General features: G+C 70.2%; 26 protein-coding genes. 5 read left to right on the top strand and 21 right to left on the bottom strand.

Translation table 11 applies throughout. The annotated features are described in order from the left end of the window. Positions 1-180: 180 nt before the first annotated feature. The gene (locus JOD63_RS05825; RefSeq protein ID WP_045276322.1) at positions 181-2,148 is read left to right on the top strand and encodes a maltotransferase domain-containing protein; all 1,968 of its coding nucleotides are present in this window, start codon (positions 181-183) and stop codon (positions 2,146-2,148) included. Further along, positions 2,145-4,322 carry a 1,4-alpha-glucan branching protein GlgB gene (glgB, locus tag JOD63_RS05820; protein ID WP_045276221.1) on the top strand — a complete coding sequence of 726 codons (2,178 nt, stop codon included), beginning with the start codon at positions 2,145-2,147 and terminating at the stop codon, positions 4,320-4,322. Before JOD63_RS05825 ends, glgB begins: the two co-directional genes overlap by 4 nt. 61 nt (positions 4,323-4,383) lie before the next feature. On the opposite strand, the gene JOD63_RS05815 is transcribed toward glgB, so the two are convergent. After that, a complete protein-coding gene (locus JOD63_RS05815) occupies positions 4,384-5,319 on the bottom strand; it encodes a tetratricopeptide repeat protein (protein WP_045276222.1) in 936 nt (311 codons plus the stop codon). Beyond that, positions 5,316-7,175, bottom strand: coding sequence for a hypothetical protein (locus JOD63_RS05810; RefSeq protein WP_045276223.1), 1,860 nt, complete (start codon positions 7,173-7,175; stop codon positions 5,316-5,318). Before JOD63_RS05810 ends, JOD63_RS05815 begins: the two co-directional genes overlap by 4 nt. 176 nt (positions 7,176-7,351) lie before the next feature. Between JOD63_RS05810 and JOD63_RS05805 the strand changes: the two genes are divergently transcribed. Further along, a complete protein-coding gene (locus JOD63_RS05805; protein ID WP_045276224.1) occupies positions 7,352-8,416 on the top strand; it encodes an AI-2E family transporter in 1,065 nt (354 codons plus the stop codon). Positions 8,417-8,421: 5 nt separating this feature from the next. On the opposite strand, the gene JOD63_RS05800 is transcribed toward JOD63_RS05805, so the two are convergent. The 9 genes from JOD63_RS05800 to rpsB form a co-directional block, all read right to left on the bottom strand. Next, positions 8,422-9,150 carry an alpha/beta hydrolase gene (locus JOD63_RS05800; RefSeq protein WP_045276225.1) on the bottom strand — a complete coding sequence of 243 codons (729 nt, stop codon included), beginning with the start codon at positions 9,148-9,150 and terminating at the stop codon, positions 8,422-8,424. 1 nt (position 9,151) lies between these two features. Further along, complete coding sequence (locus tag JOD63_RS05795; RefSeq protein ID WP_045276226.1) at positions 9,152-9,436, bottom strand: hypothetical protein; 285 nt, start codon at positions 9,434-9,436, stop codon at positions 9,152-9,154. Positions 9,437-9,440: 4 nt separating this feature from the next. Next, positions 9,441-10,160: an aggregation-promoting factor C-terminal-like domain-containing protein gene (locus JOD63_RS05790; protein ID WP_045276227.1), complete on the bottom strand. Its 720-nt coding sequence runs from the start codon at positions 10,158-10,160 to the stop codon at positions 9,441-9,443. A gap of 90 nt (positions 10,161-10,250) precedes the next feature. Continuing rightward, positions 10,251-10,805 carry a DivIVA domain-containing protein gene (locus JOD63_RS05785; protein WP_045276323.1) on the bottom strand — a complete coding sequence of 185 codons (555 nt, stop codon included), beginning with the start codon at positions 10,803-10,805 and terminating at the stop codon, positions 10,251-10,253. 5 nt (positions 10,806-10,810) lie between these two features. Beyond that, the gene (locus JOD63_RS05780; RefSeq protein ID WP_052682535.1) at positions 10,811-11,887 is read right to left on the bottom strand and encodes a phosphatidate cytidylyltransferase; all 1,077 of its coding nucleotides are present in this window, start codon (positions 11,885-11,887) and stop codon (positions 10,811-10,813) included. Positions 11,888-11,896: 9 nt separating this feature from the next. Continuing rightward, positions 11,897-12,451 (bottom strand): ribosome recycling factor, encoded by a 555-nt coding sequence (gene frr / locus JOD63_RS05775; protein ID WP_045276228.1) that lies wholly within the window; start codon positions 12,449-12,451, stop codon positions 11,897-11,899. Between the two features lie 51 nt (positions 12,452-12,502). Further along, the gene (pyrH, locus tag JOD63_RS05770; protein WP_045276229.1) at positions 12,503-13,222 is read right to left on the bottom strand and encodes a UMP kinase; all 720 of its coding nucleotides are present in this window, start codon (positions 13,220-13,222) and stop codon (positions 12,503-12,505) included. A 99-nt stretch (positions 13,223-13,321) separates the two neighbouring features. Then, positions 13,322-14,149 (bottom strand): translation elongation factor Ts, encoded by an 828-nt coding sequence (gene tsf / locus JOD63_RS05765; RefSeq protein WP_045276230.1) that lies wholly within the window; start codon positions 14,147-14,149, stop codon positions 13,322-13,324. 113 nt (positions 14,150-14,262) lie between these two features. Continuing rightward, the gene (gene rpsB / locus JOD63_RS05760; protein ID WP_045276231.1) at positions 14,263-15,171 is read right to left on the bottom strand and encodes a 30S ribosomal protein S2; all 909 of its coding nucleotides are present in this window, start codon (positions 15,169-15,171) and stop codon (positions 14,263-14,265) included. Positions 15,172-15,478: 307 nt separating this feature from the next. On the opposite strand from rpsB, the gene JOD63_RS05755 reads away from it, so the two are divergent. Then, entirely contained in the window at positions 15,479-16,123 is a 645-nt protein-coding gene (locus tag JOD63_RS05755) for a murein hydrolase activator EnvC family protein (protein ID WP_245243878.1), read from the top strand. A gap of 45 nt (positions 16,124-16,168) precedes the next feature. On the opposite strand, the gene JOD63_RS05750 is transcribed toward JOD63_RS05755, so the two are convergent. From JOD63_RS05750 to JOD63_RS05710, 9 genes are all read right to left on the bottom strand, one after another. Beyond that, positions 16,169-17,080: a tyrosine-type recombinase/integrase gene (locus tag JOD63_RS05750; RefSeq protein ID WP_045276232.1), complete on the bottom strand. Its 912-nt coding sequence runs from the start codon at positions 17,078-17,080 to the stop codon at positions 16,169-16,171. 165 nt (positions 17,081-17,245) lie between these two features. Continuing rightward, complete coding sequence (dprA, locus tag JOD63_RS05745) at positions 17,246-18,442, bottom strand: DNA-processing protein DprA (RefSeq protein ID WP_052682536.1); 1,197 nt, start codon at positions 18,440-18,442, stop codon at positions 17,246-17,248. Next, positions 18,439-19,965, bottom strand: a complete 1,527-nt coding sequence (locus tag JOD63_RS05740) for a YifB family Mg chelatase-like AAA ATPase (protein WP_045276233.1) — start codon at positions 19,963-19,965, stop codon at positions 18,439-18,441. Before JOD63_RS05740 ends, dprA begins: the two co-directional genes overlap by 4 nt. Continuing rightward, positions 19,962-20,330, bottom strand: a complete 369-nt coding sequence (locus tag JOD63_RS05735) for a YraN family protein (protein WP_045276234.1) — start codon at positions 20,328-20,330, stop codon at positions 19,962-19,964. Before JOD63_RS05735 ends, JOD63_RS05740 begins: the two co-directional genes overlap by 4 nt. 111 nt (positions 20,331-20,441) lie before the next feature. Beyond that, positions 20,442-20,765 (bottom strand): DUF2469 family protein, encoded by a 324-nt coding sequence (locus JOD63_RS05730; protein ID WP_045276235.1) that lies wholly within the window; start codon positions 20,763-20,765, stop codon positions 20,442-20,444. A gap of 51 nt (positions 20,766-20,816) precedes the next feature. Beyond that, positions 20,817-21,476 carry a ribonuclease HII gene (locus JOD63_RS05725; RefSeq protein WP_045276236.1) on the bottom strand — a complete coding sequence of 220 codons (660 nt, stop codon included), beginning with the start codon at positions 21,474-21,476 and terminating at the stop codon, positions 20,817-20,819. Next, entirely contained in the window at positions 21,473-22,252 is a 780-nt protein-coding gene (gene lepB, locus JOD63_RS05720) for a signal peptidase I (protein ID WP_045276237.1), read from the bottom strand. Before lepB ends, JOD63_RS05725 begins: the two co-directional genes overlap by 4 nt. 132 nt (positions 22,253-22,384) lie before the next feature. Continuing rightward, the gene (gene rplS, locus JOD63_RS05715; RefSeq protein ID WP_045276327.1) at positions 22,385-22,732 is read right to left on the bottom strand and encodes a 50S ribosomal protein L19; all 348 of its coding nucleotides are present in this window, start codon (positions 22,730-22,732) and stop codon (positions 22,385-22,387) included. A 168-nt stretch (positions 22,733-22,900) separates the two neighbouring features. Then, on the bottom strand, positions 22,901-23,407 hold the full coding sequence (locus tag JOD63_RS05710) for an MFS transporter permease (RefSeq protein ID WP_045276238.1): 507 nt from the start codon (positions 23,405-23,407) through the stop codon (positions 22,901-22,903). A gap of 116 nt (positions 23,408-23,523) precedes the next feature. Between JOD63_RS05710 and map the strand changes: the two genes are divergently transcribed. Further along, the gene (map, locus tag JOD63_RS05705) at positions 23,524-24,306 is read left to right on the top strand and encodes a type I methionyl aminopeptidase (RefSeq protein WP_045276328.1); all 783 of its coding nucleotides are present in this window, start codon (positions 23,524-23,526) and stop codon (positions 24,304-24,306) included. A gap of 12 nt (positions 24,307-24,318) precedes the next feature. Here map and glgX read toward each other — a convergent pair whose 3' ends face one another. Continuing rightward, positions 24,319-26,547 (bottom strand): glycogen debranching protein GlgX, encoded by a 2,229-nt coding sequence (glgX, locus tag JOD63_RS05700; RefSeq protein ID WP_045276239.1) that lies wholly within the window; start codon positions 26,545-26,547, stop codon positions 24,319-24,321. Positions 26,548-26,551: the final 4 nt, after the last annotated feature.

Genomic DNA, 26,551 nt, shown 5'->3' with positions numbered 1-26,551 from the left:
AACCTGAACGTCTTCGTGCCGCGCCGCCTGTCCCGCTGCGATCGCTCACGATAGGTTCGAACCGTGGCAACGACCTCGCGCTCCGCGCGCTCCCGGCCCTGGAAGAGCGCAACCTCGATCCCCGTCGGACCGACCCGCTCCTGGCAGGCCGAGCGCTCCACCGAGTCGCTGCGGATCCCGATGGCGAAGCCCACCCCGTCCGTCCCCTGGGGGACGCACCGGCCGAAGGCGTTCGCCACCGAGGTCGTCCCGTTCGGCGTCACCGCGTTCCGCGAGGGTCACGACCTCATCGGCGTGCAGGTGCGGCTGTTCAGCCCCTCGGGCGACGAATCCCTCCACCGCCTCACTCCGCTCCTCGACGGGTTCGACCGGTGGGAGGCGCAGATCGCGCTCCTGGCCGAAGGCGTGTGGCGATTCCGCTTCGAATCGTTCGGCGACGACTTCGCCACCTGGGAGCACGCGGCGTCGCTCAAGATCGCGGCCGGCGTCGACACGCCGCTCATGCGGCGGATGGGCGCCGAGCTGTTCGACCGCGCGATCGCCGAGAAGTCGCGACCGGTGGCTCAGCGGCGCGCGCTCGAGGCTGCCGCCGCGGCCCTCCGCGACGACGCCGCCTCCGACACCGCCGCCCTCGCGATCGTGCACGACCCCGCCATCGCCGCGATCTTCGACGCTCGTCCGCTGATGTCGCTCGTGTCGATCGGTCCGGAGGCGGAGCTGCTGGTCGAACGCGAACGCGCCGGCGTCGGCGCCTGGTACGAGTTCTTCCCCCGCTCCGAGGGAGCGAAGCGTCTTCGCGACGGCACGGTCAAGAGCGGCACCTTCCGCACCGCGATCAAGCGCCTCCCCGGTGTCGCGGGCATGGGGTTCGACGTGCTCTACCTGCCGCCGATCCACCCCATCGGCACGCTCAACCGCAAGGGCCCGAACAACACCCTCGACGCGGGGCCCGCCGACCCGGGGTCGCCGTGGGCGATCGGCTCCGCCGCGGGCGGCCACGACACGGTGCATCCCGACCTCGGCACCCTCGCCGACTTCCGCGCCTTCGTGCGGGCGGCTCGGGCGGAGGGCATCGAGGTCGCCCTCGACCTCGCCCTGCAGGCGGCTCCCGACCACCCGTGGGTGACCGAGCATCCGGAGTGGTTCACGACGCTCCCCGACGGCACGATCGCGTACGCCGAGAACCCGCCGAAGAAGTACCAGGACATCTACCCGATCAACTTCGACAACGACCCGGCGGGCATCCTCGCCGAGGTGATGCGCGTCGTGCGCCACTGGATCGCGCAGGGGGTGCGCATCTTCCGCGTCGACAACCCCCACACCAAGCCGCTGCAGTTCTGGGAGCAGCTGATCCGCACGGTGACCGCCGAGCACCCCGACGTGGTCTTCCTCGCTGAGGCGTTCACGCGCCCGGCACCGCTGCAGAGTCTCGCCTCCGCGGGCTTCCAGCAGAGCTACACCTACTTCACGTGGCGCAACACCAAGGAGCAGCTCGAGGAGTTCCTCACCGGGCTTGCAGGCGAGACGGCGGACTTCCTGCGCCCGAACCTCTTCGTCAACACCCCCGACATCCTCACCGAGTACCTGCAGTTCGGCGGCCGCGCCGCCTACGTCATCCGCGCGGCCATCGCCGCCACCGCGGCACCGGTCTACGGCGTCTACGCCGGATACGAGCTGTTCGAGAACGTCGCCCGGCCGGGATCCGAAGAAAACATCGACAACGAGAAGTACGAGTACAAGTTCCGCGACTGGGCCGGCGCCGAGGCATCCGGCGACTCGCTCGCGCCCTTCCTGCGGCGCCTCAACGAGATCCGCCGCGCCCACCCGGCACTGCGGCAGCTGCGCAACCTCTCGGTGCACTGGAGCGACGACGACGCGATCCTCGTCTACGCCAAGCGCATCGAAGCCGAGCTGTCTCCGACGGGGGCTGCCGACACGATCATCGTCGTCGTGAACACCGACCCGCACTCGGTGCGCGAGACCACGGTGCACCTCGACACCCGCGTCTGGGGTGTCGAACCCGGAGACGTCTTCGAGGTCGAGGACCTCGTCACCGGAGCACGCTGGACCTGGTCCGACCACAACTACGTCCGACTCGACGCGTTCAGCGAGCCGGTGCACATCCTGCACGTGAAGGAGCCCCGATGACGCTCTCCGATGATCTGCTCGACACGGTGGGCACCGGGTCGCACCACGATCCGCACGCGGTGCTGGGCCTGCATCCCGTCGCCGACGCCGAGGGGGGCAGCGCCTGGGTCGTCCGCGTGCGGCGCCCTCTCGCGACGAGCGTGACCGCGCGGTTCGACGACGGCACCAGCGTGCCCCTGGAGCACGTGCGCGCGGGCATCTGGGAGGGTTCCCGCGCCGGCGACGCACGCGCCTACCGGATCGTCGCGAAGTACAGCGGCGGTTCCGACTTCGACGCCGACGACCCGTACCGCTTCGGCCCGTCGATCGGCGAGCTCGATCTGCACCTCATCTCCGAAGGACGCCACGAAGAGCTCTGGCGGGTGCTCGGTTCGCACGTGCGGGAGTACGGCGGCGTGCACGGCACCGCGTTCGCAGTCTGGGCACCCAACGCCCGCGCAGTGCGCGTGGTGGGCGACTTCAACGACTGGGACGGCCAGGGGCACGCGATGCGGTCGATGGGCGGCAGCGGCGTCTGGGAGATCTTCGTCCCCGACGTGCTCGCCGGCGCGACCTACAAGTACGAGCTGCTCGCCCGCGCCGGCACCTGGGTGACGAAGGCCGACCCGATGGCCCGCGCCGCCGAGGTGCCGCCGGCCACCGCATCCGTCGTCGTGCAGGCGAAGCACGTGTGGCACGACGACGCGTGGATGACGCAGCGCGCACGAACCAGCACGATCTCGCAGCCGATGTCGGTGTACGAGCTCCACTTCGGCTCGTGGCGTCCGGGTCTGTCGTACCGCGACGCGGCCGATCAGCTCATCGAGTACGTCTCCGCGCAGGCATTCACCCACATCGAGTTCCTGCCGCTGGCGGAGCATCCGTTCGGCGGCTCGTGGGGCTACCAGGTCACCGGGTACTACGCGCCGACCAGCCGGTTCGGGCACCCTGACGACCTGCGGTACCTGATCGACCGTCTGCACCAGGCCGGCATCGGCGTGATCATGGACTGGGTGCCCGGACACTTCCCGAAGGATGCGTTCGCGCTGGCGCGCTTCGACGGCGAAGCGCTCTACGAGCATCCCGACCCGCGGCGCGGCGAGCACCGCGACTGGGGGACGTACATCTTCGACTTCGGCCGCAACGAGGTGCGCAACTTCCTCGTCGCGAACGCGCTCTACTGGCTGGAGGAGTTCCACGTCGACGGACTCCGGGTGGATGCCGTCGCGTCGATGCTGTACCTCGACTACTCGCGCGAGGACGGCGATTGGGTGCCGAACATCCATGGCGGGCGGGAGAACCTCGAGGCGATCCGCTTCCTCCAGGAGGTCAACGCCACCGCGTACAAGCGCTACCCTGGCATCGCGATGATCGCCGAGGAGTCGACGAGCTTCCCGGGTGTCACCGCTCCGACGAGCCGGGCCGGACTCGGCTTCGGCTTCAAGTGGAACATGGGGTGGATGAACGACACCCTGCAGTACATCGCGCGTGATCCGATGTACCGGTCGCACCACGAAGGCGAGATGTCGTTCTCGTTCGTGTACGCGTTCAGCGAGAACTTCGTGCTGCCCATCAGCCACGACGAGGTCGTGCACGGCAAGGGCAGCCTCTTCCACCGCATGCCCGGGGACCACTGGCAGAAGCTCGCGAACATGCGCGCGTTCCTCGCCTATATGTGGGGGCACCCCGGCAAGCAGCTGCTGTTCATGGGTCAGGAGTTCGGGCAGATGTCGGAGTGGTCCGAGGGTCGCTCGCTCGACTGGTGGCTGCTCGACCAGCCGGCCCACGCCCAGCTGCAGTCCTTCGTGGGCACCCTCAACCGCACCTACCGCGACCACTCGGCGCTATGGGCGCGCGATGCCGACGGTGCGGCGTTCCACCGTCTCGGCGCGCCGACCTGGAACCCCAACGTCATCGCGTTCACGCGGCGCGACTGGCACGGCAACACGGTGGCGGTCATCGGCAACTTCTCGGGCGTGCCCATCAGCGCGCTCGCGCTCGACCTGCCGGAGACCGGCGTCTGGCACGAGGTGCTCAACACCGACGCGACCGAGTTCGGCGGCAGCGGCGTCGGAAACCTCGGCGTGGTGAGCGCCGACGCCGACGGCCGGGCCTCGATCACGCTTCCGCCGCTCGGCGTGCTGTGGCTGCGGCACGACCCGCAGGCGCACATCCCCTCACCCACGCAGGGCTGAGCGTGCGACGTCGGCGCCGGGTGCCGTCACGGGCACCCCGGCCGCCGCGTGCGTCAGGCGGTCAGAACAGCAGCGACGCCAGGCGCCCACGTGCTCGTACGACGCGGGGATCGGCATCGCCGATCAGCGTGAACAGCTCGACGAGCCGCTCGCGCACCGGCGTGCGGGCGTCGCCCGGAAGCTGGGCGAAGAGGTCGAGGAGACGACCGAACGCGTCGTCGACGTGCCCGCCGGCGAGGTCGAGGTCGGCGACGGCGAACTGCGCCTCGATGTCGGTCGGTGCGGCAGCGGCCGCGGCACGCGCAGCCTGCAGGTCCGCTCCCTGGATGCGGTCGAGGAGACGCACCTGGGCGAGTCCCGCCTTCGCGTCGGCGTCGCGGGGGTTCTCCGCGAGCGCCTTCTCGTAGGCGGTGATCGCGCGCGCGTAGTCGCCGTCCTCGATCGCGGCGAACGCCTCGGCGTGGAGCGGCGCGAGCGGGGGCTCCACCGCTTCGGCGGGGGCGGACTCGCCCTCTCCGTCTCCCGCGTCGACGGAGCCCGTGACGCCGTTCTGCGCGGCGAGGTCGAGGAGCTGTGCGAGAATCTCGCGCACCTGCTGCTCGGGTACGGCACCGGTGAACAGCTGCACCGGCTGGCCGGCGACGAGCCCCACGACGAGCGGGATCGACTGCGCCCGGAATGCCTGGGCGAGCTGCGGGTTGGCGTCGACGTCGACCTTGGCGAGCACCATCCGCCCACCGAGCTCGGCGATCACCTTCTCGAGCACGGGACTGAGCTGCTTGCACGGTCCGCACCATTCGGCCCAGAGGTCGATGACGACCGGGACGGTGCGCGAGAGCTCGAGCACCTGGGGGAACATCTCGTCGGTGACGTCCATCACCAGACCGGAGACGGGCTGCGCCGCGGCGGGCGCGGTCGCACCGGGGGCCGGGCGATTGCGCAGCGTGGAGAGGTCGACGGCGCCGCGGAGCGATGCGGCGGGGGACGCGTCTGTCACTTGATCACCTTCGCGTTGAGGATGTCGGAGGAATAGCCGAGGAGCCGGATCTTCTCGTTCGAGCCCTGACCGGGGACGTAGAAGAAGACCTGGTCCTTGTAGGTCGTCGTGAAGCCGGTCAGCGACTCGGAGACGCCCGTGAGCGCCTCGACGGTCTTGTTCTCGGGGAGCTTGATCGCCGCGCCTTCCTCGGTCGGCGTGGCGGTGTCGATCTCGTGGATGTCGACCGCGACGATCGCGCCGCTCTCGAGCGTGGCGATTGCCCACGGCTCGTTCGGCCCGGCCTCGGTCGAGAAGGTCAGATCGCCGGTGTCCTTGCCCGTCTTCTCGAAGTCGGCGAGGCGCCGCTCGCGATCCGCCGCGATGTTGACGCGCAGCTGGTCACCCTCGGCGTCGAACAGGCTCGCGTACTCGCTCTCGTCGCCGTTGTTGATGACGTCCGCGTACGCGGCGGCCACCTCGTCGGGCGGCATGATCAGGAACGGCGAGTCGGGAGCCACCAGCGACGCGCCGATGTAGTACGCCGCGAGGTCGGGCATGAGGGTCGACGCCTCGAGCCGGGCAGTGTACGACAGCCGGTACTCGCTCCACGGGTCGTCCTGGGTGAGCACCATGATGCTCGACGTCTTGGTCTCCTCGTCGTCGACGACGGCGAGGAAGGAGCGCGGCCACTCGTCGTAGGCCTGCGGCAGGATGATCTCGAGCGGCTTGCTGAGCACCGGATCGGGCGATTCGTAGTCATCGAGTTCGCCGCGGAGCACGTAGTTGGTGTTGCGCACCTCGAGCGTCGCGCCCGAGAGTCGGTCATCCGCCATATCGATGTCGCGGGCTTCGTCGGCTTCCGCTGCGCGGGTGGAGACGCGGGTAAGGATTCGCTCGGCCTGCGCCTTCGTGACGGCCGGCTGCTGCTGCCCCTCGGGCACGATGACGGTCGCCGTCGGCGTCGGGGTGGGGGTCGTTGCGAGCTGCGGCCATGCGTCAGCGGTGCAGCCGGTGAACAGCAGCGCCGACACCGCGACGACGGGGATCACCGCGAACGCGCGGCGCCCTTTGCCGTCTGCGATCGAGCGACGCGAGGGCGTCGAGCTGATGACGCCCTTGCTCTCCTGCTCGACCGCGAGGTCGATGGGCTCGGTGACCGGCAGCGGCAGGCCCTTGCGGCGGGGCCCGCGCGCACGGCGGACGTGGCGGATGGCGAGGATGTAGAGGAACACGCCGACGGCCATGAGGATGGCGCCCAGTGCGATGAGCGGGCCGGCCCAGGGCGTGGGGCTGGCGATGGGCCACGACACCGAGACCCGGTCGGGCGCGGGCGCCGTGCCGTCGGTCGCGACGAGCACGCTCATGCCTTCGGGGAGCTGCAGGGGGGCGATGAGGATGTCGGTCTGCTCGAACTCGTCGAGCCAGAGGTCGCTGCCCGCGGGGTCGCGGCCGACCGTCGCCTCAGGGTCGCCCTCCTCCGCCGGCGCCTCCTCGGCAGTCTCGTCGGCCGGGTCTTCGGTCGTCTCGCCCGCCTCGGACTCGTCGGGTGCTTCGGGAGAGATCAGGGTCGTGGTGATCGCCCCGTCGTCGGCCACCGTGGCCGCGTTGTAGTCGGCGTCGGCGAGCCACGCCTCCATATCGGCGGTGCGCCCGTAGGACGCGAAGATCTCGCCTTCGCCGTAGGCGCGCAGCGTCTGAGCGCCGGGCGCGGTGTTGAACACGGCGCCGTCGATGAGCAGGTACGGGGCGTCCTCCTCGACGGAGATCGTCGCCGTCTCGGTCGTCGGTCCCTGGAAGACGGTGCGCTGCGCGATGCCCGCCCCGATCATCACGGCAGCGAGGACGAAAGCCGCCACGGCCCACACGAAACGCACGAACTACACCTCTCACGGCCCGCGCAGAGAGCGCAGACACTCGACTCGACGTTTCAGACTAGCGAACGACGCCTGAAAGCAGCCCGGGAGGCGCCATTGCCGTGTCGTGGCCGCCGTTGTGCGTATCCTGACCGAGCGGGCGCATCACGCGTCCATCGATGGGAGGCCGGTTCTCAATGAAGGTGCACAATCCCTTCCGGGTCGCGTTCGTCGCCACGCTCGGTGTCGGGCTCGGCCTTCTGGTGATCGGCGGCATCCAGACACTGTCGACCATCCTGCTGTACGTCGGCACCGCACTCTTCCTCTCCCTCGGTCTCGACCCCGTGGTCGCCTGGCTCGAGCGTCGCAAGCTCCCCCGATGGGCGGCGGTGCTCATCACGATCCTCGGCGTGCTCGCGGCGTTCGCCGGCATCATCCTGATGGTCGTGCCGATCATCGTGCAGCAGGTCGGCCAGCTCGTCGCCCAGGTCGCCCGCCTTTTCGAGAGCGGGACGTACGATCCCGTCGAAGAGCTGCGCACCTGGATGACCGACACCTTCCCGCTCCTCCAGGTCGACGAGGTCTTCGAGTACGTGCAGGACTGGCTGAACACCCTCGACTACGCGGCACTCGGCGAGCAGATCGGCGGCGGCATCATCGCGGTCGGCGGGGCGATCCTGGCCGGGCTCGCCGGCGCGTTCATCGTGCTCATCCTCACGATCTACTTCACGGCCTCCACGCCCAGCCTCAAGCGCTCCGTCTACCAGCTGGTTCCGGCCTCGAAGCGCGAGCGATTCATCGACCTCGCCGAGCAGATCACCGACTCCGTCGGATTCTTCGTCATCGGACAGCTCAGCCTCGGTGTGATCAACGGCGTGCTGAGCGCGATCTTCCTCTCGATCATCCAGGCGCCGTTCCCGGCGGTGCTCGCCGTGATCGCGTTCTTCTTCTCACTCATCCCGCTGGTCGGAACGCTCACCGGTTCGACGATCATCGTGCTGACCTGCCTCGTGCTGGGGTCGCCGACCACCGCGCTCATCGCCGCGATCTACTACCTCATCTACATGCAGATCGAGGCGTATGTGATCTCACCGCGCATCATGGGCCGTGCGGTGTCGGTGCCCGGCGCGGTCGTGGTGATCGCCGCCCTCGCCGGCGGCGCGCTGCTGGGCCTTCTCGGTGCCCTCGTCGCGATCCCCATCGCGGCGAGCATCCTCATCATCTACCGCCAGGTGATCATCCCGCGGCAGAACGAGCACTGAGTCGATCAGTCCGTGTCGGGTGCCCCGCCGCGCCACTCCGTGGGCAGGGGCAGGGCGTCGGGGTTGACCGCCGCGACGATCTCGGTGAGCACCCGCCGTGTCTGCGTCTCGCCGACCCACAGGTGCTTTCCGCCTTCGACCGGGATGAGCGTCGCCTCCGGCACGACCGCGAAGCGCTCTGCCGCCTCGACGGGACGCAGATAGTCGTCGAACTCGGGGATGAGCACGATCAGCGCCCGGTCATCCCCCGCCCAGGCCGCCACCTCGGTGTCGCTCGCGCGGTGCAGCGGCGGCGAGAGCAGGACGGCGCCCTCGACGTCGTGGTCGCGTCCGTATTTGAGGGCGAGTTCGGTGCCGAACGACCAGCCCACGAGCCACGGACGCGGGAGCGCGCGCTCGCGCACGAAGTCCATGGCCGCCGCGACGTCGAACGCCTCCGCCCGCCCGCCGTCGAAGGCGCCGTCGCTGGTGCCGCGCGGCGATGTCGTGCCCCGCGTGTTGAACCGGAGCACCGCGAGGTCGGCGAGGGCGGGAAGCCGGCCTGCGGCCTTGCGCAGGATGTGCGAGTCCATGAATCCGCCGGCCGTGGGAAGCGGATGCAGCGTCACCAGCGTCGCGACCGGCTCGCGGTCCTCCGGCAGCGCGAGTTCGCCGACGAGCGTCAGCCCGTCGAGCGTCTCGAGTTCGATGTCTTCCCGACGCGCGGGAAGCAGGATGGGCCCCCGGATCTCCATGTCAGCCGATCCTCCAACAGGCCTGATGCCAGTGTCGTCGCGCGGCGAGGTCCGCCGCGTCTCCCAGAACCCCGTCCGCACGCCAGGCGACGAGGTGCGCCACCCCGATGCCGACGGTGCGCCCGCACCCGGGGCAGATGTACTCCTTCTGCGCCTGCGCAGCCGACACCGGCTGCACCGTCCACTCCGCGCCGCGGCGCGTCTCGGTGCGCTTCCACCCCGCGAGCAGCCGCTCGAAGGAATCCTCGCCGCCGCCTGGAGGGCGGCGGCGGTTCGACCGGGGCATGGGCTCAGTACCAGCCGACGCTCTGCGAGTGGCCCCACGCGCCGCACGGCGTGCCGTAGCGTCCGCCGATGTAGCCGAGGCCCCACGAGATCTGCGTGCCGGCGTTGGTCTCCCAGTCGGCGCCCGCGCTGGCCATCTTGCTCCCCGGGAGCGCCTGCGGGATGCCGTACGCCCCGCTTCCCGCGTTGTACGCGTTCACGCGCCAGCCCGATTCCTTGTTCCACAGCGCCACGAGGCAGGCGAACTCGCCGTCGCCCCAGCCCCGCGCCTTCACCATGTCGTAGGCGACGGCCTGCGCCGATCCGGGGTCGGGGTTCACGAAGGGCGGACTCCATGCCGAGGAGGAGCTCGACGCCGGCTCTGCCACGACGACGGGCTCGGGCTCCTCGACGTGCACGGAGTAGCCGCCGCGGTCGAAGCCCTCCGCCTCGGCGGGCTCGGCATCGAGGTCGGCCGCGCGCGTCTGCGCATCGCCCACGGAGCTGGCGTACAGCGTCACTGCGGGCTCCTGCGCGTTCGCCTCGGCGAAGGTGACGCCCGCCGGTCCGATGTACGCCGCTGCGAAGCCGACGACGGCGAATGCCGCGAACACACCTGTCACTCCACGCCGACGCGACCAGCGGGCCGCAGGTGCGGCGGCGGGTCGGCGTGCCGGTGCGGGAGTCGTCGTCAGGGCTTCACGACGGGAGCGGCGCGTGGGGGTCAGCTCGGTTCCGGAAGTCACAGTGAGCACGATTGTACCTGCGGCGAGGGCGGCTGGCCATCGGGCCGCGCCGCCGCACGCCGCACATGGGTGGAGGTCACCGCGACCACGTCAGCGGACGGCGAGCATGACCTCGACGAGGGCGTCGAGGACGGCGTCGACCTGCGACTCGCGGTAGCCACGACGCTCCATGCGGAAGGCCACAGACCGCACCTGGTCGACAGTGATCTCCTCCCCCGTCGCAAGATAGGCGGCGAGCTTGTCGGCGACGAGGTCGACCTCGGCGACCCGATAGCCGTACCGGAGGACCCCGACACGGTCGAAGCGCTCCTTCGCAGGGCGCGACAGGCGGTCGAGCAGCACCTGGGCAGTCTCGCGGGCCTGTCCGACCCAGGCGCGGGCACCGAGGGCAGACATCGCGCTCTCGCGCTCACGGGCGGCGAAGGCATCCTCGATGCGGCCGAGTGCGGCGTCGACCGCGGCGATCGAGTAGCCTCCGCGCACGAGCGGGAATGCGACGGAGCGCACGTCGCCCGCGCTCATCGGCTCGCCGCCGACCTCGAAGGCATCGCGGGCGCGCGCCAGGAACTCGTCGACGGGGCGCTTGGCGTAGCCCTTCGCGCGTCCGTGGACATCGGGGAAGCCGGCGGGAGCCGGTTCGGTCATCGTCATCATGCCACCAGGGGGGTGAAGAAGTAGTAGAGGGCAAGCGCCGCCATGGAGGACGGAAGAATGGAGTCGAGACGGTCCAGCACGCCGCCGTGCCCCGGCAGCCAGGAGCTCATGTCCTTGATGCCGAGGTCGCGCTTGATCATCGACTCGCCGAGATCGCCCGCGGTGGCAGTCGCCAGCACGCACAGGCCGAAGATCGCGCCCATCCACCAGGTGAGGCCGAGCATGAACAGGCCGAGCAGCACACCCGCGAGCACTGCCGCGACGGCAGCGCCGGCGAAGCCCTCCCAGGTCTTGTTCGGGCTGATCTTGGGCGCCATCGGATGCCGGCCGAACGAGATCCCCGCGGCGTACGCGCCGGTGTCGACCGAGACCGCGACGGCGATGAACGCCAGCACCCACCACTGGCCGTCCTCCTGACGCAGGAGCACGACGCACAGGCTGGCGAGGAACGCGACGTAGAGCTGCAGGAAGGCCGCGATGACCGTGTCACCGAGCACATCCGCGTACCGGCGACCGTCGTGGGCCGCCATCTGCGCGACGAGCCGCCAGACGATGACGAACGCCACCGCGACGAAGACGCCCACCCAGTGGAGCCACGGGTCGAGGTAGTACGCGGTCAGGATCAGTGCGACTGCCGCGATGATGTGCGGCACGACGTCGACGCGGCGCCCGGCGCCGGTCAGCGCACGGGAGAACTCGAAGATGCCCAGGATCGCCGCCGCGAGGGCGAAGACGATGAACGTCCACTTCACGAACACGAGCGACGCGAGGAGCACCCCGCCGATCACCAGTCCGATGAGTGTCGCGACGATCAGATCGCGGCCGGTGCGCGCCTTGATCCGCTCGTTTGCCTCTTCGAACTCGGCACGCGCACTCGCGACATGCGACTCGAACTCGGTCCGCGCCGCCCGGACGTGCTCCTGCAGGCTCCCGGTCGATTCCGTGCCGTCGAGATGGTGTCGGGCGCCGTGGCGTCCGTCGCCGGATCCCGGCCGCACCGCCGTACTGTCGCCGACGGGCGGCGACTCCGCGGAGCCGCCGCTCTCGGGCGCCTCCCCGGAAGCATCCGTCATGTCAGTTCCTCAGACTTCGAGAAGCTCCGCCTCTTTGCGCTTGAGCGCCTCGTCGATCTCGTCGACGTGCGCGCGCGTGAGTGCGTCGAGCTCCTTCTCGGCACGGGCGAGCTCATCCTCGCCGATCTCGCTCTTGAGCGCATCCAGCTCGTCCTTGGACTTGCGGCGGATGCCGCGGACGTGCACCTTCGCGTCCTCGCCCTTGGAGCGGACCAGCTTGACGTACTCCTTGCGGCGCTCTTCGGTGAGCTCGGGCATCGTCACGCGGACGATGTTGCCGTCGTTTGTCGGGTTGACACCGAGGTTCGGCACATCGCGGATGGCCTGCTCGATCGCCTTGAGCGCCGACTTGTCGTATGGCGTCACGATGAGGGTGCGCGCCTCGGGGCTGTTGATCGACGCGAGCTGCGCCAGCGGAGTGGGGCTGCCGTAGTAGTCGACCAGCACCTTCTGGAACAGCTGCGGGTTCGCACGCCCGGTGCGCACGGTGGAGAAGTCCTCCTTCGCGGCCTCGACGGCGCGATCCATGCGCGCTCCGGATTCGGCCAAGACGTCCGCGATCACAGTGTCTCCTTGGGTGTTTGGGGCTTCGTCAAGTCTACTCAGGCGGCGGCGTCAGGCCGTGACCAGCGTGCCGATGGGCTCGCCGAGAAGCGCACGCGTCACATTGCCGGCCGGCTCCATGCCGAACACCCGCATATCCATCTTGTTGTCCATGCACAGGCTGAACGCCGTCGAGTCGACGACCTTCAGGCCGCGCTGCAGCGCGTCGATGTACGTGATGCGGTCGATCTTCGTCGCGGTCGCATCCTTCTTGGGATCTGCCGTGTACACGCCGTCGACACCGTTCTTCGCGACGAGCACCTCCTGCGCGTCGATCTCGAGCGCGCGCTGGGCTGCGACGGTGTCGGTGGAGAAGTACGGCAGACCCGCGCCGGCGCCGAAGATGACGACGCGGCCCTTCTCCATGTGCCGCTCTGCGCGGCGGGGGATGTACGGCTCCGCGACCTGCGTCATCGCGATCGCGGACTGCACGCGCGTCGCCGCGCCCGCCTGCTCGAGGAAGTCCTGCAGGGCGAGCGCGTTCATGACCGTGCCGAGCATGCCCATGTAGTCCGCACGTCCGCGGTCCATGCCGCGCTGACTGAGTTCGGCACCGCGGAAGAAGTTGCCCCCGCCGACGACGACGGCGATCTCGACCCGGTCGACCGCTTCGGCGATCTCTCGGGCGATCTGGCCGACCACATCCGGGTTGACGCCGAGCTGGCCTCCCCCGAACGCCTCACCCGAAAGCTTCAGAAGGACGCGGCGGCGTCCGGTGGTCTCACTGATCACGACGATCCTCTCGTTGGGGCAAACCTATCGAACCGGGCCTGGGAACCGGGCATGGAAAAGGCCCGCACCGGAGCGATCCGGTGCGGGCCTTCGCACGTGTTACGCGCCGACCTTGAAGCGGGCGAAGCCCGTGAGGGTCAGACCCGCGTCCTGCGCGACCTTCGCGACGGACAGCTTGTTGTCCTTCGCGTAGTCCTGGTCGAGCAGTGCGACCTGCTTGAAGAACGCGTTGACGCGACCCTCGACGATCTTCGGCAGGGCGGCCTCGGGCTTGCCCTCGTTACGCGAGATCTCGGTGACGATCTCGCGCTCCTTCTCGACGTCGGCCTCGGGGACCTCGTCGCGGCTGAGGAACGACGGGTTCGCGAACGAGATGTGCTGCGCGAGGCTGCGAGCGGTCTCGGCGTCGTCACCGCTGTAGGCGAGGACCACGCCGACCTGCGGGGGAAGGTCCTTGCTCGTCTTGTGCAGGTAGATCTCGAAGTTGTCGCCCGCCAGCGTGCTGACCCGGCGGAGCTCGACCTTCTCGCCGATGATCGCGGCCTCGTCCGAGATGAGCTCGGCGACGGTCTGCGAGCCGGCGGGGGCGGCGAGTGCGGCCTCGGCCGAGTCGGCACCGGCTGCTGCGGCGGCGTCGAGGACGCTGTCGGCCAGGGCGATGAAGCGCTCGTTCTTCGCGACGAAGTCGGTCTCGCTGTTGAGCTCGATGATGGTCACCTTGCCATCGAGCTCCTTGGCGGCGACGAGGCCCTCGCTGGTCGAGCGGTCGGCGCGCTTGGCGTTGCCCTTCGCACCCTTGAGACGCAGGATCTCGACGGCCTTCTCGAGGTCGCCGTCGGCCTCCTCGAGCGCCTTCTTGGTGTCGACCATGCCGGTGCCCAGCTGCTCGCGCAGGGCCTTGATGTCGGCGATCGTGAAGTTTGCCATGGTGTGGCGGCTCCTTGGTTCTGTGAGTTCTCGTGGATGACGCGGCGGGATCGTGCGGGCCTGGCGGCTCAGCACGACCCCGCCGCGACGGAGTTCATATGAAGCGGATCGACTTACTTGTCGGTCGCGGCAGCGTCGGCCTCGACGACCTCAGCCTCGGCTGCGGGTGCCTCGACGGCCTCGGCCTCGGCTGCCGGAGCCTCGACGACCTCAGCGGCCTCGACGACCTCGGCCTCGGCGACGGGCGCCTCGACGACCTCGGCGGGCTGCTCGAGCAGCTCGCGCTCCCAGTCGGCGAGCGGCTCGGCGTCTGCGGCCTCTTCGCTGGGCTGGTGACGCTGGATGAGGCCCTCGGCCGCGGCGTCGGCGATGATGCGCGTGAGCAGGCTCACCGAGCGGATCGCGTCGTCGTTGCCGGGGATCGGGTACTGGAACTCGTCGGGGTCGGCGTTGGTGTCGAGGATGCCGATCACCGGGATGCCGAGCTTGGTGGCCTCATCGACCGCGAGGTGCTCGCGCTTGGCGTCGACGATCCAGATCGCCGACGGCGTCTTCTGGAGGTTGCGGATGCCGCCGAGCGACTTGTGCAGCTTGTCGAGCTCGCGCTTCTTGAGCAGGAGCTCCTTCTTGGTGAAGCCGCTCGCCGCGGGGTCCTCGAAGTTGAGCTCCTCGAGCTCCTTCATGCGCGCGAGGCGCTTGGAGACGGTCGAGAAGTTGGTCAGCAGACCACCCAGCCAGCGCTGGTTCACGTAGGGCTGGCCCACGCGGGTCGCCTGCTCGGCGATGATCTCCTGCGCCTGCTTCTTGGTGCCGACGAAGAGGACGGTGCCGCCGTGGGCGACGGTCTCCTTGACGAACTCGTACGCCTTGTCGATGTACGACAGCGACTGCTGGAGGTCGATGATGTGGATGCCGCTGCGCTCCGTGAGGATGAAGCGCTTGACCTTCGGGTTCCACCGGCGGGTCTGGTGTCCGAAGTGGACGCCGCTGTCGAGCAGCTGGCGAATGGTGACGACGGCCATGGCCGTTCTCCTAATCCGGCGCGTTCGCGCCTGTTGCGGTTGTTTCGCGTCGGACATCTGCCGACGAGCCTGGTGCCCGGCGCACTCCCGCCCGCCTCTGAATCGAGGAAGGACCGTTGGGTGTGGATGCCGCGCGTCACGGTGAACCGACGACGCGCTCTGGGCACGCGGAGTCATCCTGACGAGCAGGATGCGGGTTCCAGTGTAGCAGGAGGAGGCTCCTCCCCCGCTGTCCGTGCGCGCCCGGTGTCCACAGTCCACATGCGGCTGCACCCCGGATGCGAGGGCACGCCTCCAGGGTGAGCAGATGACCTTCATCGGCGCCGCCCTCCGCCGTCGTCGCTCGCCCCATCGTGAGCATGCGCCCGTGGTCGCGCTGCGGGCCGGCGCCCTGGTGGCGATGATCCTCGTCTCGGCGATCGCCATCTCCGAGGATGCTGCCGTGGCGCGCGGTTCAGCCGCGGCAGAAGCACAGCCGGGTCGTATGTACGCGCCCGAGACCGCCGAGCCGGTCGCCGCCCTGGCGGATGCTGATGACTCCGCCCAGCCTTCCTGGACGTGGCCGCTGCACGGAGCGCGCGTGAGTGCGCCGTTCGTCGCCCCGCCTCACGCCTATGGGCCGGGGCATCGCGGCATCGACCTCCGGCCGACGGCTGACGAGTCCGTACGGGCGCCTGCTGCAGGAGTCGTCGCGTTCGCGGGATCCGTGGCGGGCAGAGGCGTGCTGACGATCGATCACGGCGACGGGTGGGTGTCGACCCTGGAGCCGATCGACGCATCGGTGGGCGTCGGTGCCTCGATCGGCGCTGGTGCTCCCGTCGGCACGCTGACGCGCGGCGGGCATGCCGCGAACGGAGACCTGCACTTCGGCGTGCGGCTGCACGGCGAGTACGTGAATCCTCTGCTGCTGCTCGGCGGAGTCCCCCGCGCCGTGCTGCTCCCCTGCTGCTGACGCCCGCGCGCCGGAGGTCAGGCGCGAGGGTACCGGGCGCGGGGGTCAGGCGCGCGGGTGCGCGAGGCGATACGTCGCCGCGAGGCGCTCCGCGGAGACGTGCGTGTAGATCTGCGTGGTGCCGAGGCTCGCGTGTCCGAGCATCTCCTGCACAGCCCGCAGATCGGCGCCGCCGTCGAGCAGATGCGTCGCTGCGGAATGCCGAAGCGCATGCGGCCCGACCGCGGCCTTCACCTCGGGGCCGACCACCCGCGCCACGACGTCGTACACCGCACGGGGCCCGATCCGCGCGCCGCGCACACCGAGGAACAGCGCACCCCCGGGGCGAGTCAGCTCCGCTCCCGACCGCGCCGCCAGTGCGGAGCGACCGCGCACGAGGTACGCCTCGAGCGCGGTGCCGGCCGGCGCGCCGAACGGAACGACGCGTTCCTTCGACCCCTTGCCGATGACGCGCGCGGTCCGCCGCCCGCGGTCGACGTCGTCGACGTCGAGGCCGCACAGCTCGGAGACACGGATCGCAGCGCCGTAGAGCAGCTCGAGCATGGCGTGGTCGCGGAGCGCCACCGGGTCGCCGTCACGCGCGGCCGCCGCTGCACCATCGAGCACCTCCGCCATCCCGGTCGCGGTCGCGACCTGGGGCAGCGTCCGCCCGCGCTTGGGCGCGACGAGCCGCAGACTCGGGTCGGTGGGGATCACCCCGGCATCCAGCGCCCAGGAGAAGAACGATCGGGCGGCAGCCGTGCGGCGCGCGATCGTGGAGCGCGCGTCGCCGCGCTGCGTCGCCACCCAGAGCCACTGCCGGAGGTCTTCGAGATCGACGTCGGCGACACTCGGGCGACAGGCCGAGCGCTCGAGGTCGGCGAGATCGGAGCGATATGCCCGCACCGTCGCCGGGGAGAGCCGACGTACCTGCGCGAGGTGCGTCAGGAAGGCGTCGGATGCCGCGTGGAACTGCATCACCCCAGGATGCCCGCACCTGGTTCGGCTCGGCGGCGGGCGCGCCGGGCGCCGGCGCGGCATGCCCGTGCGGCGGTGACCGACGCGGCCCCTCAGCACCATCAGCCGGCGCAGCGGGCACGACCGGCCCGGCCGCCACCTGCCCCCGCATCGGGGCCGCCGGCCTCAGGCACTGCGCGCCGACGCACGTGGCACCAGTCGCCACCCGGCATCCGAGCTCTCCACCTCACCCCCGAGGAGGAGGATGCCGAGGAGGGACGCGGCGTCGTCGGGCGCGTGGCCACTTCGGCGGGCGATGTCGTCGCGGTCACGCCACGCGCGTGCGCTCAAGGCATCGCGGATGCGCGTGAGGTCATCGGTCGGCGGTCGCCCGTCAGTCGGCAACGCGAGCGGCACCGCTCCCCCGATGCCGATCATCTCGCGCACGTCGTCGGCACAGGTGATGCAGTCGACCGGCTCGGTGCGCAGGAGGCGATGACACCCCGCCGATGCGGCGCTCGTGACCGGTCCCGGCACCGCGCCCACGCGCCGGCCGATCGCGAGCGCGTGACTCGCCGTGTTCAGCGACCCGCTTCGCCACCCGGCCTCGACGACCACTGTCGCGTGCGAGACCGCCGCGATGATGCGGTTGCGCTGCAAGAACCTCCATTTGGTGGGACTCGCGCCCGGCGGCGACTCGCTGACGATCGCACCGGAGGCGGCGATGGTGTCGATGAGGCGGGTGTTGCCCGCCGGATAGGCACGGTCGGCCCCGCCCGCGAGAACTGCGACGGTGGGGCCGTCGCACGCGAGCGCCGCGCGATGGGCAGCGGCGTCGATGCCGTACGCGGCGCCTGACACCACCGTCACCCCGCTCCCGGCGAGATCGGCCGACATCTCCTGCGCCACGTGCTCTCCGTAGCCCGACGCAGCCCGTGCACCGACGATCGCGACAGCGCGGGCCGGTGCGATGCGCGTCACGTCGCCGCGCACCCACAGGCACACCGGCGCATGCGGCCCGAGGTCGTCGAGGAGGGAAGGCCAGCTCGCGTCGCGCGGGGTGAGCAGCGCTATGTCATGACGCCGCGCCACCATCAGCGCATGGGCGACGTCTGCCGCATCGGCCCGCGGCAGCCAGCGACGGCGGCCGTCTCGGTACTCCTGGGCGGTGAGCGCTCCGTCGACGTCGGCATCGGCCAACGCGCGCCGCAGCGCCTCGCCGGCTCCGAGGTGCGCGATGAGGCGCCCGGCCACACCGTCGCCCGGCTCGATGAGATGGCTCCAGGCAGCGCGTGCGAAGCGGTCGATGAGCACGTCGTCCGGCTCGTCGCTGGCGCCCAGCGCCCGGCGTGCTGCGTCGGCTGAGACGTCGATGGCGGTCACGGGGTGATTCCCTTCTTGAGGTAGAGAGCGCGCCCGATGTGCGAGACCTCGAGCTGCGCGGCTCCGTCGATGTCGGCCAGCGACCACGCGACGCGCAGAACCCGGTCGTACCCGCGGAGCGTGAGCGCGCCCCGATGCAGCGCGGCATCCAACGGCCGACGTACGAGCGGCGGCGGTGCCGACGGTCCGTCCCGCAGCCACTGGCCGGACACCTGCGCATTCGTCGACCACGGCGTCTCGCGGAGTCGCCGCGCGGAGCGGGCCCGCGCCTCGGCGACGATGCCCCGGGCGTGCGCGGTCGACATCGCGGGTGCGGCGGGTGTGCCGTGCGCGACCGACACCCGGGCGAGGGTGAGCTCGATGTCGATCCGATCGAGGATCGGGCCCGACAGCCGAGATCGGTACCGCCGGATGGCCGCGGGTGGGCAGGAGCAGGTGCCGCCGCGGATGCCGAAGTCACCGCACGGGCAGGGGTTCGTGGCCATGATCAGCTGGAACCGCGCGGGGAACGCGGCGGTCACCCCGGCGCGATGGATCGTGATCTCGCCGGACTCGAGCGGCTGGCGGAGCGCATCGAGCGCACTCGCCGGGAACTCGCCCGCTTCGTCGAGGAACAGCACGCCCCGTGACGCACGCGCGATCGCACCGGGGCGCACGGTGCGGGTGCCGCCGCCGACCAGAGCCGCGATGCTCGCGCTGTGGTGCGGAGCCTCGAACGGCGGCGTCCGGGCGAGTTCGGCGACGCGCGAGCCGGTGAGGCTTCGGATCGAAGCGACCTCCAGCGCGGCGGCGTCGTCGAGATCGGGGAGCACCCCCGGCAGACGCCGCGCGAGCATGGTCTTCCCGGCGCCGGGCGGTCCGCACATCATCAGGTGGTGGCCTCCCGCGGCAGCGGTGACCAGGGCGTCGACCGCTTCGCGCTGCCCGAGCACCTCCGCGAGATCCGGCGGCGTCACCGTCGCCGCCGGCTCGTCATCGAGCTCGACGGGGTCCTCCACGACCGGCTCGATGCGCGCCCCGTGCGACGCGGCGACCTGCGCGAGGTTGACCGCACCGATCACCTCGACCCCAGCGACGAGCGCCGCCTCCTCGCGGTTGGCCCATGGCACGATCACGCGCGTCCTCCCGCTCTGGGCGGCCGCGATCACCGCCGGCAGGACGCCGGGCACCGGCCGCAGTCGTCCGTCGAGTCCGAGTTCGCCGATGTGCACGGTCGATGCCAGCGACGCGGCATCCAGCTCCATCTCGGTGGCCACCGCCGCGATGGCGATTCCGACATCGAAGCCCGACCCCTGCTTGGGCAGGGCGGCGGGTGACAGGTTGACCGTCAGGCGCCGCCGCGGCAGCGGCAGAGCGCTGTTCGCGCAGGCGTTGCGCACCCGCTGACCGGCCTCGGCCAGCGCCTTGTCGGCCAGGCCGATGATGCGGAACTCGGGCGTCTGGTTCGACAGATCCGCCTCGATCTCGACCGGCTCTCCCCGAGCGCCGACGATCGCGACGGCCCACGTGCGTGCGACGGTCACGGGACCTCGATGTCGACGAGGTGCTCGACCGTCGCGAGCGCGGGCTCCGGCCCGATCAGGCCGATCGCGTCGATGCGCAGGCGGCGGCCCTGCGCCTCCGCCCGATGCGCGGCCACCCAGGCGATCGCCAGGCGCCACAGCCGTGCGCGCTTTCGCACGTCGATCGCCTCGAACGGATGCCCGAACCCGTCGGAGCGACGGGTCTTGACCTCCACCACGACGAGGTTCGCCTCGTCGGCCACGACGATGTCGATCTCACCCTCGCGGCACCGCCAGTTGCGATCGAGCACGCGATAGCCTGACGCCACCAGGTGCTCCGCCGCCCGATCTTCTCCTGCGCGACCGAGCGCATCCTTGTCTGCCATGCCACGATCGTGACGCGGCGCGCACCGAGCCCACCGGCGCCGCGGGGCATCTGTCAGCCGCAGCCGACGTGGCCGCGCCTGGGGAGGAGCGGATGTCGCCTCGCGGCGGGGTCAATTGTCGAGCGAGAGCTCCTCGGGCAGGTGGAAATCCCGTCGCTGCAGCTCTTCGACGTTGACGTCCTTGAACGTCAGCACCCGCACGGCCTTCACGAACCGGTCGGCGCGATAGATGTCCCAGACCCACACATCGGTCATCGAGATCTCGAAGTAGAAATCGTGCTCGGTGTCTCTCCGGACGACGTTCACCTCGTTGGCGAGATAGAAGCGCCGCTCGGTCTCGATCACGTACTGGAACTGCGACACGACGTCGCGGTACTCCTTGTACAGTGCCAGTTCGAGCTCGCGGTCGTAGTCGTCGAACACCTCGTCGTCCATGATGACTCCATCCTACGGTCGCCGCAGCGGGTGGCGTGCCTGCGCGACGTCTCAGAACAGGGTCGGCGCGTCCGCGATCGACCAGGACGCCCGGTGATGACGGCTGATGCCGTGCTCGCGGATGGCCGCCCGGTGGTCGGGGCTCGCGTAGCCCTTGTTGCTCGACCAGCCGTATGCGGGATGCTCGTCGTGCAGGCCCACCATCAGGTGGTCGCGCGCGACTTTGGCGATCACCGACGCGGCGGACGCGGATGCGCAGTCGCGGTCGGCCTTGATCACCGGGCGGACGAGCAGCCCCCGGCCGCCGGCGGGAGTGATGTAGTCGTAGTTGCCGTCGAGCACGATGATCGCCTCCTCGGGCACGACGCCCTGCGTGCGCAGGTCGGCGATCGCGCGCAGCGTCGCGAGTCCGAGCGCGCGCATGATGCCGATCTCGTCGATCTCGATCGAGCTCGCCCACCCGACGGAACTCGCGGCGACCCACATCGCAGCTCTCGCGGCGACATCGTCGCGACGTGCCTCGGGGATCAGCTTCGAGTCGCGCAGTCCCTGCGGGACGCGCTTGCGCGAACGCGGAGCATCCACCACCGCCGCCCCGACGGCGACGGGACCCGCGAGCGCACCGCGCCCGACCTCGTCGCACGCGATGACGAGCGCATGCTCGCGCAGGAGGCGACGCTCCAGCGTGAGCTTCGGCTCGACCACGGTCACTTCGCGGATTCCTCCGCGCCGGGATCGGGGACGCCCGCGAACACCTCGTGGTGGAAGTCGAGCAGTCCGAACCGGTCGAGCGGCCAGGTCACGAGGAACGCGCGCCCGACGACGTTCCCGACCGGGACGAACCCGTCACCGGGCTGGTCGGTGTTGTAGCGGGAATCCTTGGATCGGTAGCGGTTGTCGCCGAGCACCCACAGGCGGTCGTCGGGCACCACGACGTCGAATGAGTCCTCCGACACCGCCGACGCGCCGTCGGGCAGCTTCACATACGACGTCTCGTCGATCGGGATGCCGTTGATGGTGATCTGTCCGAGCGCGTTGCAGCAGACCACGTGATCGCCCGGGAGTCCGATGATCCGCTTGACGAGGTGGTCGTCGCTGTCGGGTGCCGAGAGTCCGACGAGCGACAGCGCCCAGTCGACGGCCTCGACCACGGGAGGACGATCGGGCGTGGTGCTCGGCGGCAGCCATCCGCCCGGATCCTCGAAGACGACGATGTCGCCGTGGTCGTACCCGCCGAAGCGGGGAGTGATCTCATCGACGAGGATGCGGTCGTTGATGAGGAGCGTGTCCTCCATCGATCCCGACGGGATGTAGAACGAGCGCACCAGGAAGGTCTTGACGAGGAAGGAGACCAGCACGGCGATCAGCACGATCACCAGCACGTCGCGCAGGAAGGTGAGCCAGCCCCGTCGGCGACGGTGGATCACCGAATCGCCGCCGTCGGCGGTGGGTGCCGGCTCGGCCGATGCCGCCTTCTCGGTCGTCATTCGTGTTCCCTTCGCGGGCTCGCCGTCGCTGCGGCGGAACCCCCTCAAGGTTCCCACATTCCGTCGCCGTCATCCGCCGGAGACGACGAAAGCCCCGACCGATCGGTCGGGGCTTTCGGAGGGAGGCGACGCTCAGCGGTCGCGCTTCTCCTTGATCTTGGCCTTCTTGCCGCGGAGGTTGCGCAGGTAGTAGAGCTTCGCGCGACGCACGTCACCGCGGGTGACGACCTCGATGTGGTCGATCACCGGGGAGTGCACGGGGAAGGTGCGCTCGACACCGACCTGGAAGCTGATCTTGCGCACCGTGAAGGTCTCGCGAACGCTGTCGCCCTGGCGGCGGATGACGACGCCCTGGAAGACCTGGATGCGGGAGCGGTTGCCCTCGGTGATGTTGACGTGCACCTTGACGGTGTCACCGGGGCCGAAGGCGGGGATGTCGGAGCGGAGCGAAGCCGCGTCGACTGCGTCGAGGATCTGCATGATCGTGTCTCTCTGAGGCCGCCACAGGTCGACCACGGGAAGGAAGGAAAATGATTGTGTGCGCCCGTGGCAGTGGACACGAGGTCGCACGGCCGGTTCCCCTGAGGCAGAACCTGTCAGGGCACAAGGAACCATTCTGCCATGGAAGGCACCTCGGGCCAAACCGGCTCAGTCCGTGGGTGCGCGCTTCTCGCTCAGGACGATGACCTCGGGGGCGCCGGCCGATCCGGCCGCGGACTCCCGCCCCTCGGCGGAGGCCGGGATGTAGGCGACGCCTTCGGTCGTGCGCATCACGAGGCCCGACGGCCGGGCCTCCCGCCACAGCTGCCACAGCGCCAGCCAGAACACGCCGATGCCGACCAGGATCGTGAGGGCGAGCATCGGCGCCCACCACGACTGCACGAAGAAGCCCAGCGAGATCACCATCGCGTGCCAGAGCACGAAGCCTCCTGCGTCCGGCCATGACACCGCGCGGTGCGCCCGCACCGTGCCGCGCGCCCGGACGAGGAGGGTCAGCAGCAGCTGCCACAGGAAGACCCCGGGGATCGCGAGGAAGATCACCCACAGGAACGCCCAGCCGCCGGCGTTGAAGACGCCCCAGCCGACGAGCAGCCACAGCGGCAGCACGAAGGCAGACGGGATCAGCCAGCCGAAGAGAGCACGACGCAGCCACATGTTGTCGATGGTACGCCGGTCGCCCCGTCGACGGGTGCGGACGGCGTGGCTTCGTGGCGACCTCCCAGCGCACGCTCCGACCGTCGGCGAGAATGAACGAGACGAGAGGAATGTCGATGATCGAACTGCGCACGCCCGCCGAGATCGAGGCGATGCGACCGGCCGGCCGCTTCGTGGCCGAGACCCTGGCCACCCTGAGGGACGAGACCCGGATCGGGACGAATCTGCTCTCGATCGACCGCCGGGCGCACGAGCTCATCCGCAAGGCGGGCGCCGAGTCGTGCTACATCGACTACCACCCCTCGTTCGGCGCCAGCCCGTTCGGCAAGGTCATCTGCACGTCGGTCAACGACGCCGTGCTGCACGGCCTCCCCCACGACTACGCACTGCGCGACGGCGACCTCGTCTCGCTCGACTTCGCGGTCTCGATCGACGGCTGGGTCGCCGACTCCGCGGTGTCGTTCGTCGTCGGCACGGCCCGCGACGAGGACCTCGCCCTGATCGACTCCACTGAGCGCGCGCTCGACGCCGCGATCGCCGCGGCCACGGTCGGCAACCGCATCGGCGACATCTCCCATGCGATCGCCGGCGTCGGCCACGGCGACGGGTACTCGATCAACACCGACTTCGGCGGGCACGGCGTCGGCCGCATCATGCACGGCGACCCCCACGTGCCCAACGACGGCAAGCCGGCACGCGGCTACCCGCTCCGGGCCGGTCTCGTCGTCGCCCTCGAGCCGTGGTTCCTGCAGACCACCGACGAGCTGATCACCGACCCCGACGGCTGGACCCTGCGCTCGGCCGACGGCTCGCGCGGGGCCCACTCCGAGCACACCATCGCGGTGACCGCCGACGGCCCGATCGTGCTCACCGACCGCTCCTGGCTCGGCGTCTCCTGACGCCGAACGGCTTCAGACCCGCAGTTCCGCCCGCGGCGCGTGCGTCGTGGCGGGCGCGCCGGCGAGGACCGCCAGCGCGCCCGCCACGGAGTGATCGACGACCGATGCGCGCGGGTCGTGCTCCCTCAGCACGATCAGCGAGGTCGCCTCGAGGCGAACCGTCGATCCCGGGCCGAGCGGCGCCGAGTCGGCCTGCGCACCCGCGGTGTCGACGACGACCTCCCAGTCGGGGCTGTATTCCACGACGGGGATATGGAAGTCGATGATGTCGTCGCCCGCGTTGAACAGCACGATGAAGTGGCGGTCCCGGATGGGCTCGCCGCGCCGGTCGCGCTCGCGGATGCCCGCCCCGTTGAGGAAGACGCCGATCGCCCTGCCGAACCCCGAGTCCCAGTCCTCGGACTCCATGAGCGAGCCGTCGGGGCGGAGCCAGGCGATGTCCTGGACCGGCTCCCCCACGGCCCGCCGCACGGGTCGGCCTTCGAAGAAGCGCCGCCGGCGAAAGGTCGGATGATCGCGTCGCAGCCGGGCCAGAGCTGCCGTGAACTCGAGCAGCGGCTGATCGGCGGCATCCCAGTCCACCCACGTCGTCTCGTCGTCTTGCGCATACCCGTTGTTGTTGCCGCCCTGGGTGCGCCCGAGCTCATCGCCGTGCAGCAGCATCGGCACCCCCTGACTGAGCAGCAGGGTGGCGATGAAGTTGCGCTGCTGACGCGCGCGGAGCGCGAGGATCGCCGGGTCGTCGGTCGGACCCTCGACGCCGAAGTTCCTCGACCGGTTGTCGTCGGCACCGTCCCGGCCGTCCTCTCCGTTCGCCTCGTTGTGCTTGCGCTCGTACGAGACGAGATCTCGGAGAGTGAAGCCGTCGTGTGCGGTGACGAAGTTGACGGATGCCACGGGCCGGCGCCCGGAGTGCTCGTACAGGTCGGCCGACCCGGTGAGGCGTGAGGCGAACTCGCCGAGCGCCTGGGGCTCGCCGCGCCAGAAGTCGCGGACGGTGTCGCGGTAGCGCCCGTTCCACTCGGTCCACTGCGGGGGGAAGTTGCCGACCTGGTAGCCGCCCGGTCCGACGTCCCAGGGCTCGGCGATGAGCTTCACCTGCGAGACCACGGGGTCCTGCTGGACGAGCTCGAAGAACGAGGAGAGCCGGTCGACGGCGTAGAACTCGCGGGCGAGCGCGGATGCGAGGTCGAAGCGGAAGCCGTCGACGTGCATCTCGAGCACCCAGTAGCGGAGCGAATCCATGACCAGCTGCAGAGCGTGCGGATTGCGCACGTTGAGACTGTTCCCGGTGCCGGTGTAGTCGGTGTACTGCCGCCGGTCGTCATCGTCGAGCTTGTAGTACGCGGCGTTGTCGATGCCGCGCATCGAGAGCGTGGGGCCGAGGCCGTTGCCCTCGGCGGTGTGGTTGTACACGACGTCGAGGATGACCTCGATGCCGGCGGCGTGGAGCGCCTTCACCATCCCCTTGAACTCCTGCACCTGCTGCCCTCGGCGTCCCGACGCCGAGTAGCCGTTGTGCGGCGCGAAGAACGAGATCGTGTTGTAGCCCCAGTAGTTGCGCAGGCCCTTCTGCTGCAGCACGTCGTCGTCGACGAACTGGTGCACCGGCATGAGTTCGATCGCGGTGACCCCGAGTTTGTGCAGATGCTCGATGATCGCGGGATGCGCGATGGCGCTGTACGTGCCTCGCAGGTGCGCGGGGACCGCCGGATGCCGCAGCGTCAGGCCCCGCACATGCGCTTCGTAGACGAGCGTCTCGGCGTACGGGGTGCCCGGGCGCCGGTCGCCCGCCCAGTCGAAGTAGGGGTTGACGACGACGCCCGTGATCATGGCGGCGGCGGAGTCGGAGTCGTCGCGGGAGTCGGGGTCGCCGAAGGTGTAGCCGTACACCGCCTGTCCCCAGGCGATCTCGCCGTCGACGGCCTTCGCGTACGGATCGAGCAGCAGCTTCGACGGATTGCACCGCTGCCCGTTCGCGGGGTCGTAGGGACCGTGCACCCGGTAGCCGTAGCGCTGCCCCGGTTCGACGGTCGGGATGTACGCGTGCCAGACGAAGGCGTCGACCTCGACCAGCGCGATGCGCGACTCCACGCCGTCGTCATCGAAGAGGCACAGCTCGACCCGCTCGGCGACCTCGCTATAGAGCGCGAAGTTCGTCCCTCCACCGTCATAGGTCGCACCGAGCGGGTACGGCGAGCCGGGCCAGACAGCAGGATTCTCGGATGCGTCGCGCGCCACGCTC

Origin of the sequence: Microbacterium terrae, assembly GCF_017831975.1 — a bacterium.
GTDB classification, from domain to species: domain Bacteria; phylum Actinomycetota; class Actinomycetes; order Actinomycetales; family Microbacteriaceae; genus Microbacterium; species Microbacterium terrae.
Note: the sequence above shows the minus strand (reverse complement) of the source record. Positions and strands in the feature narration are given on the sequence as shown.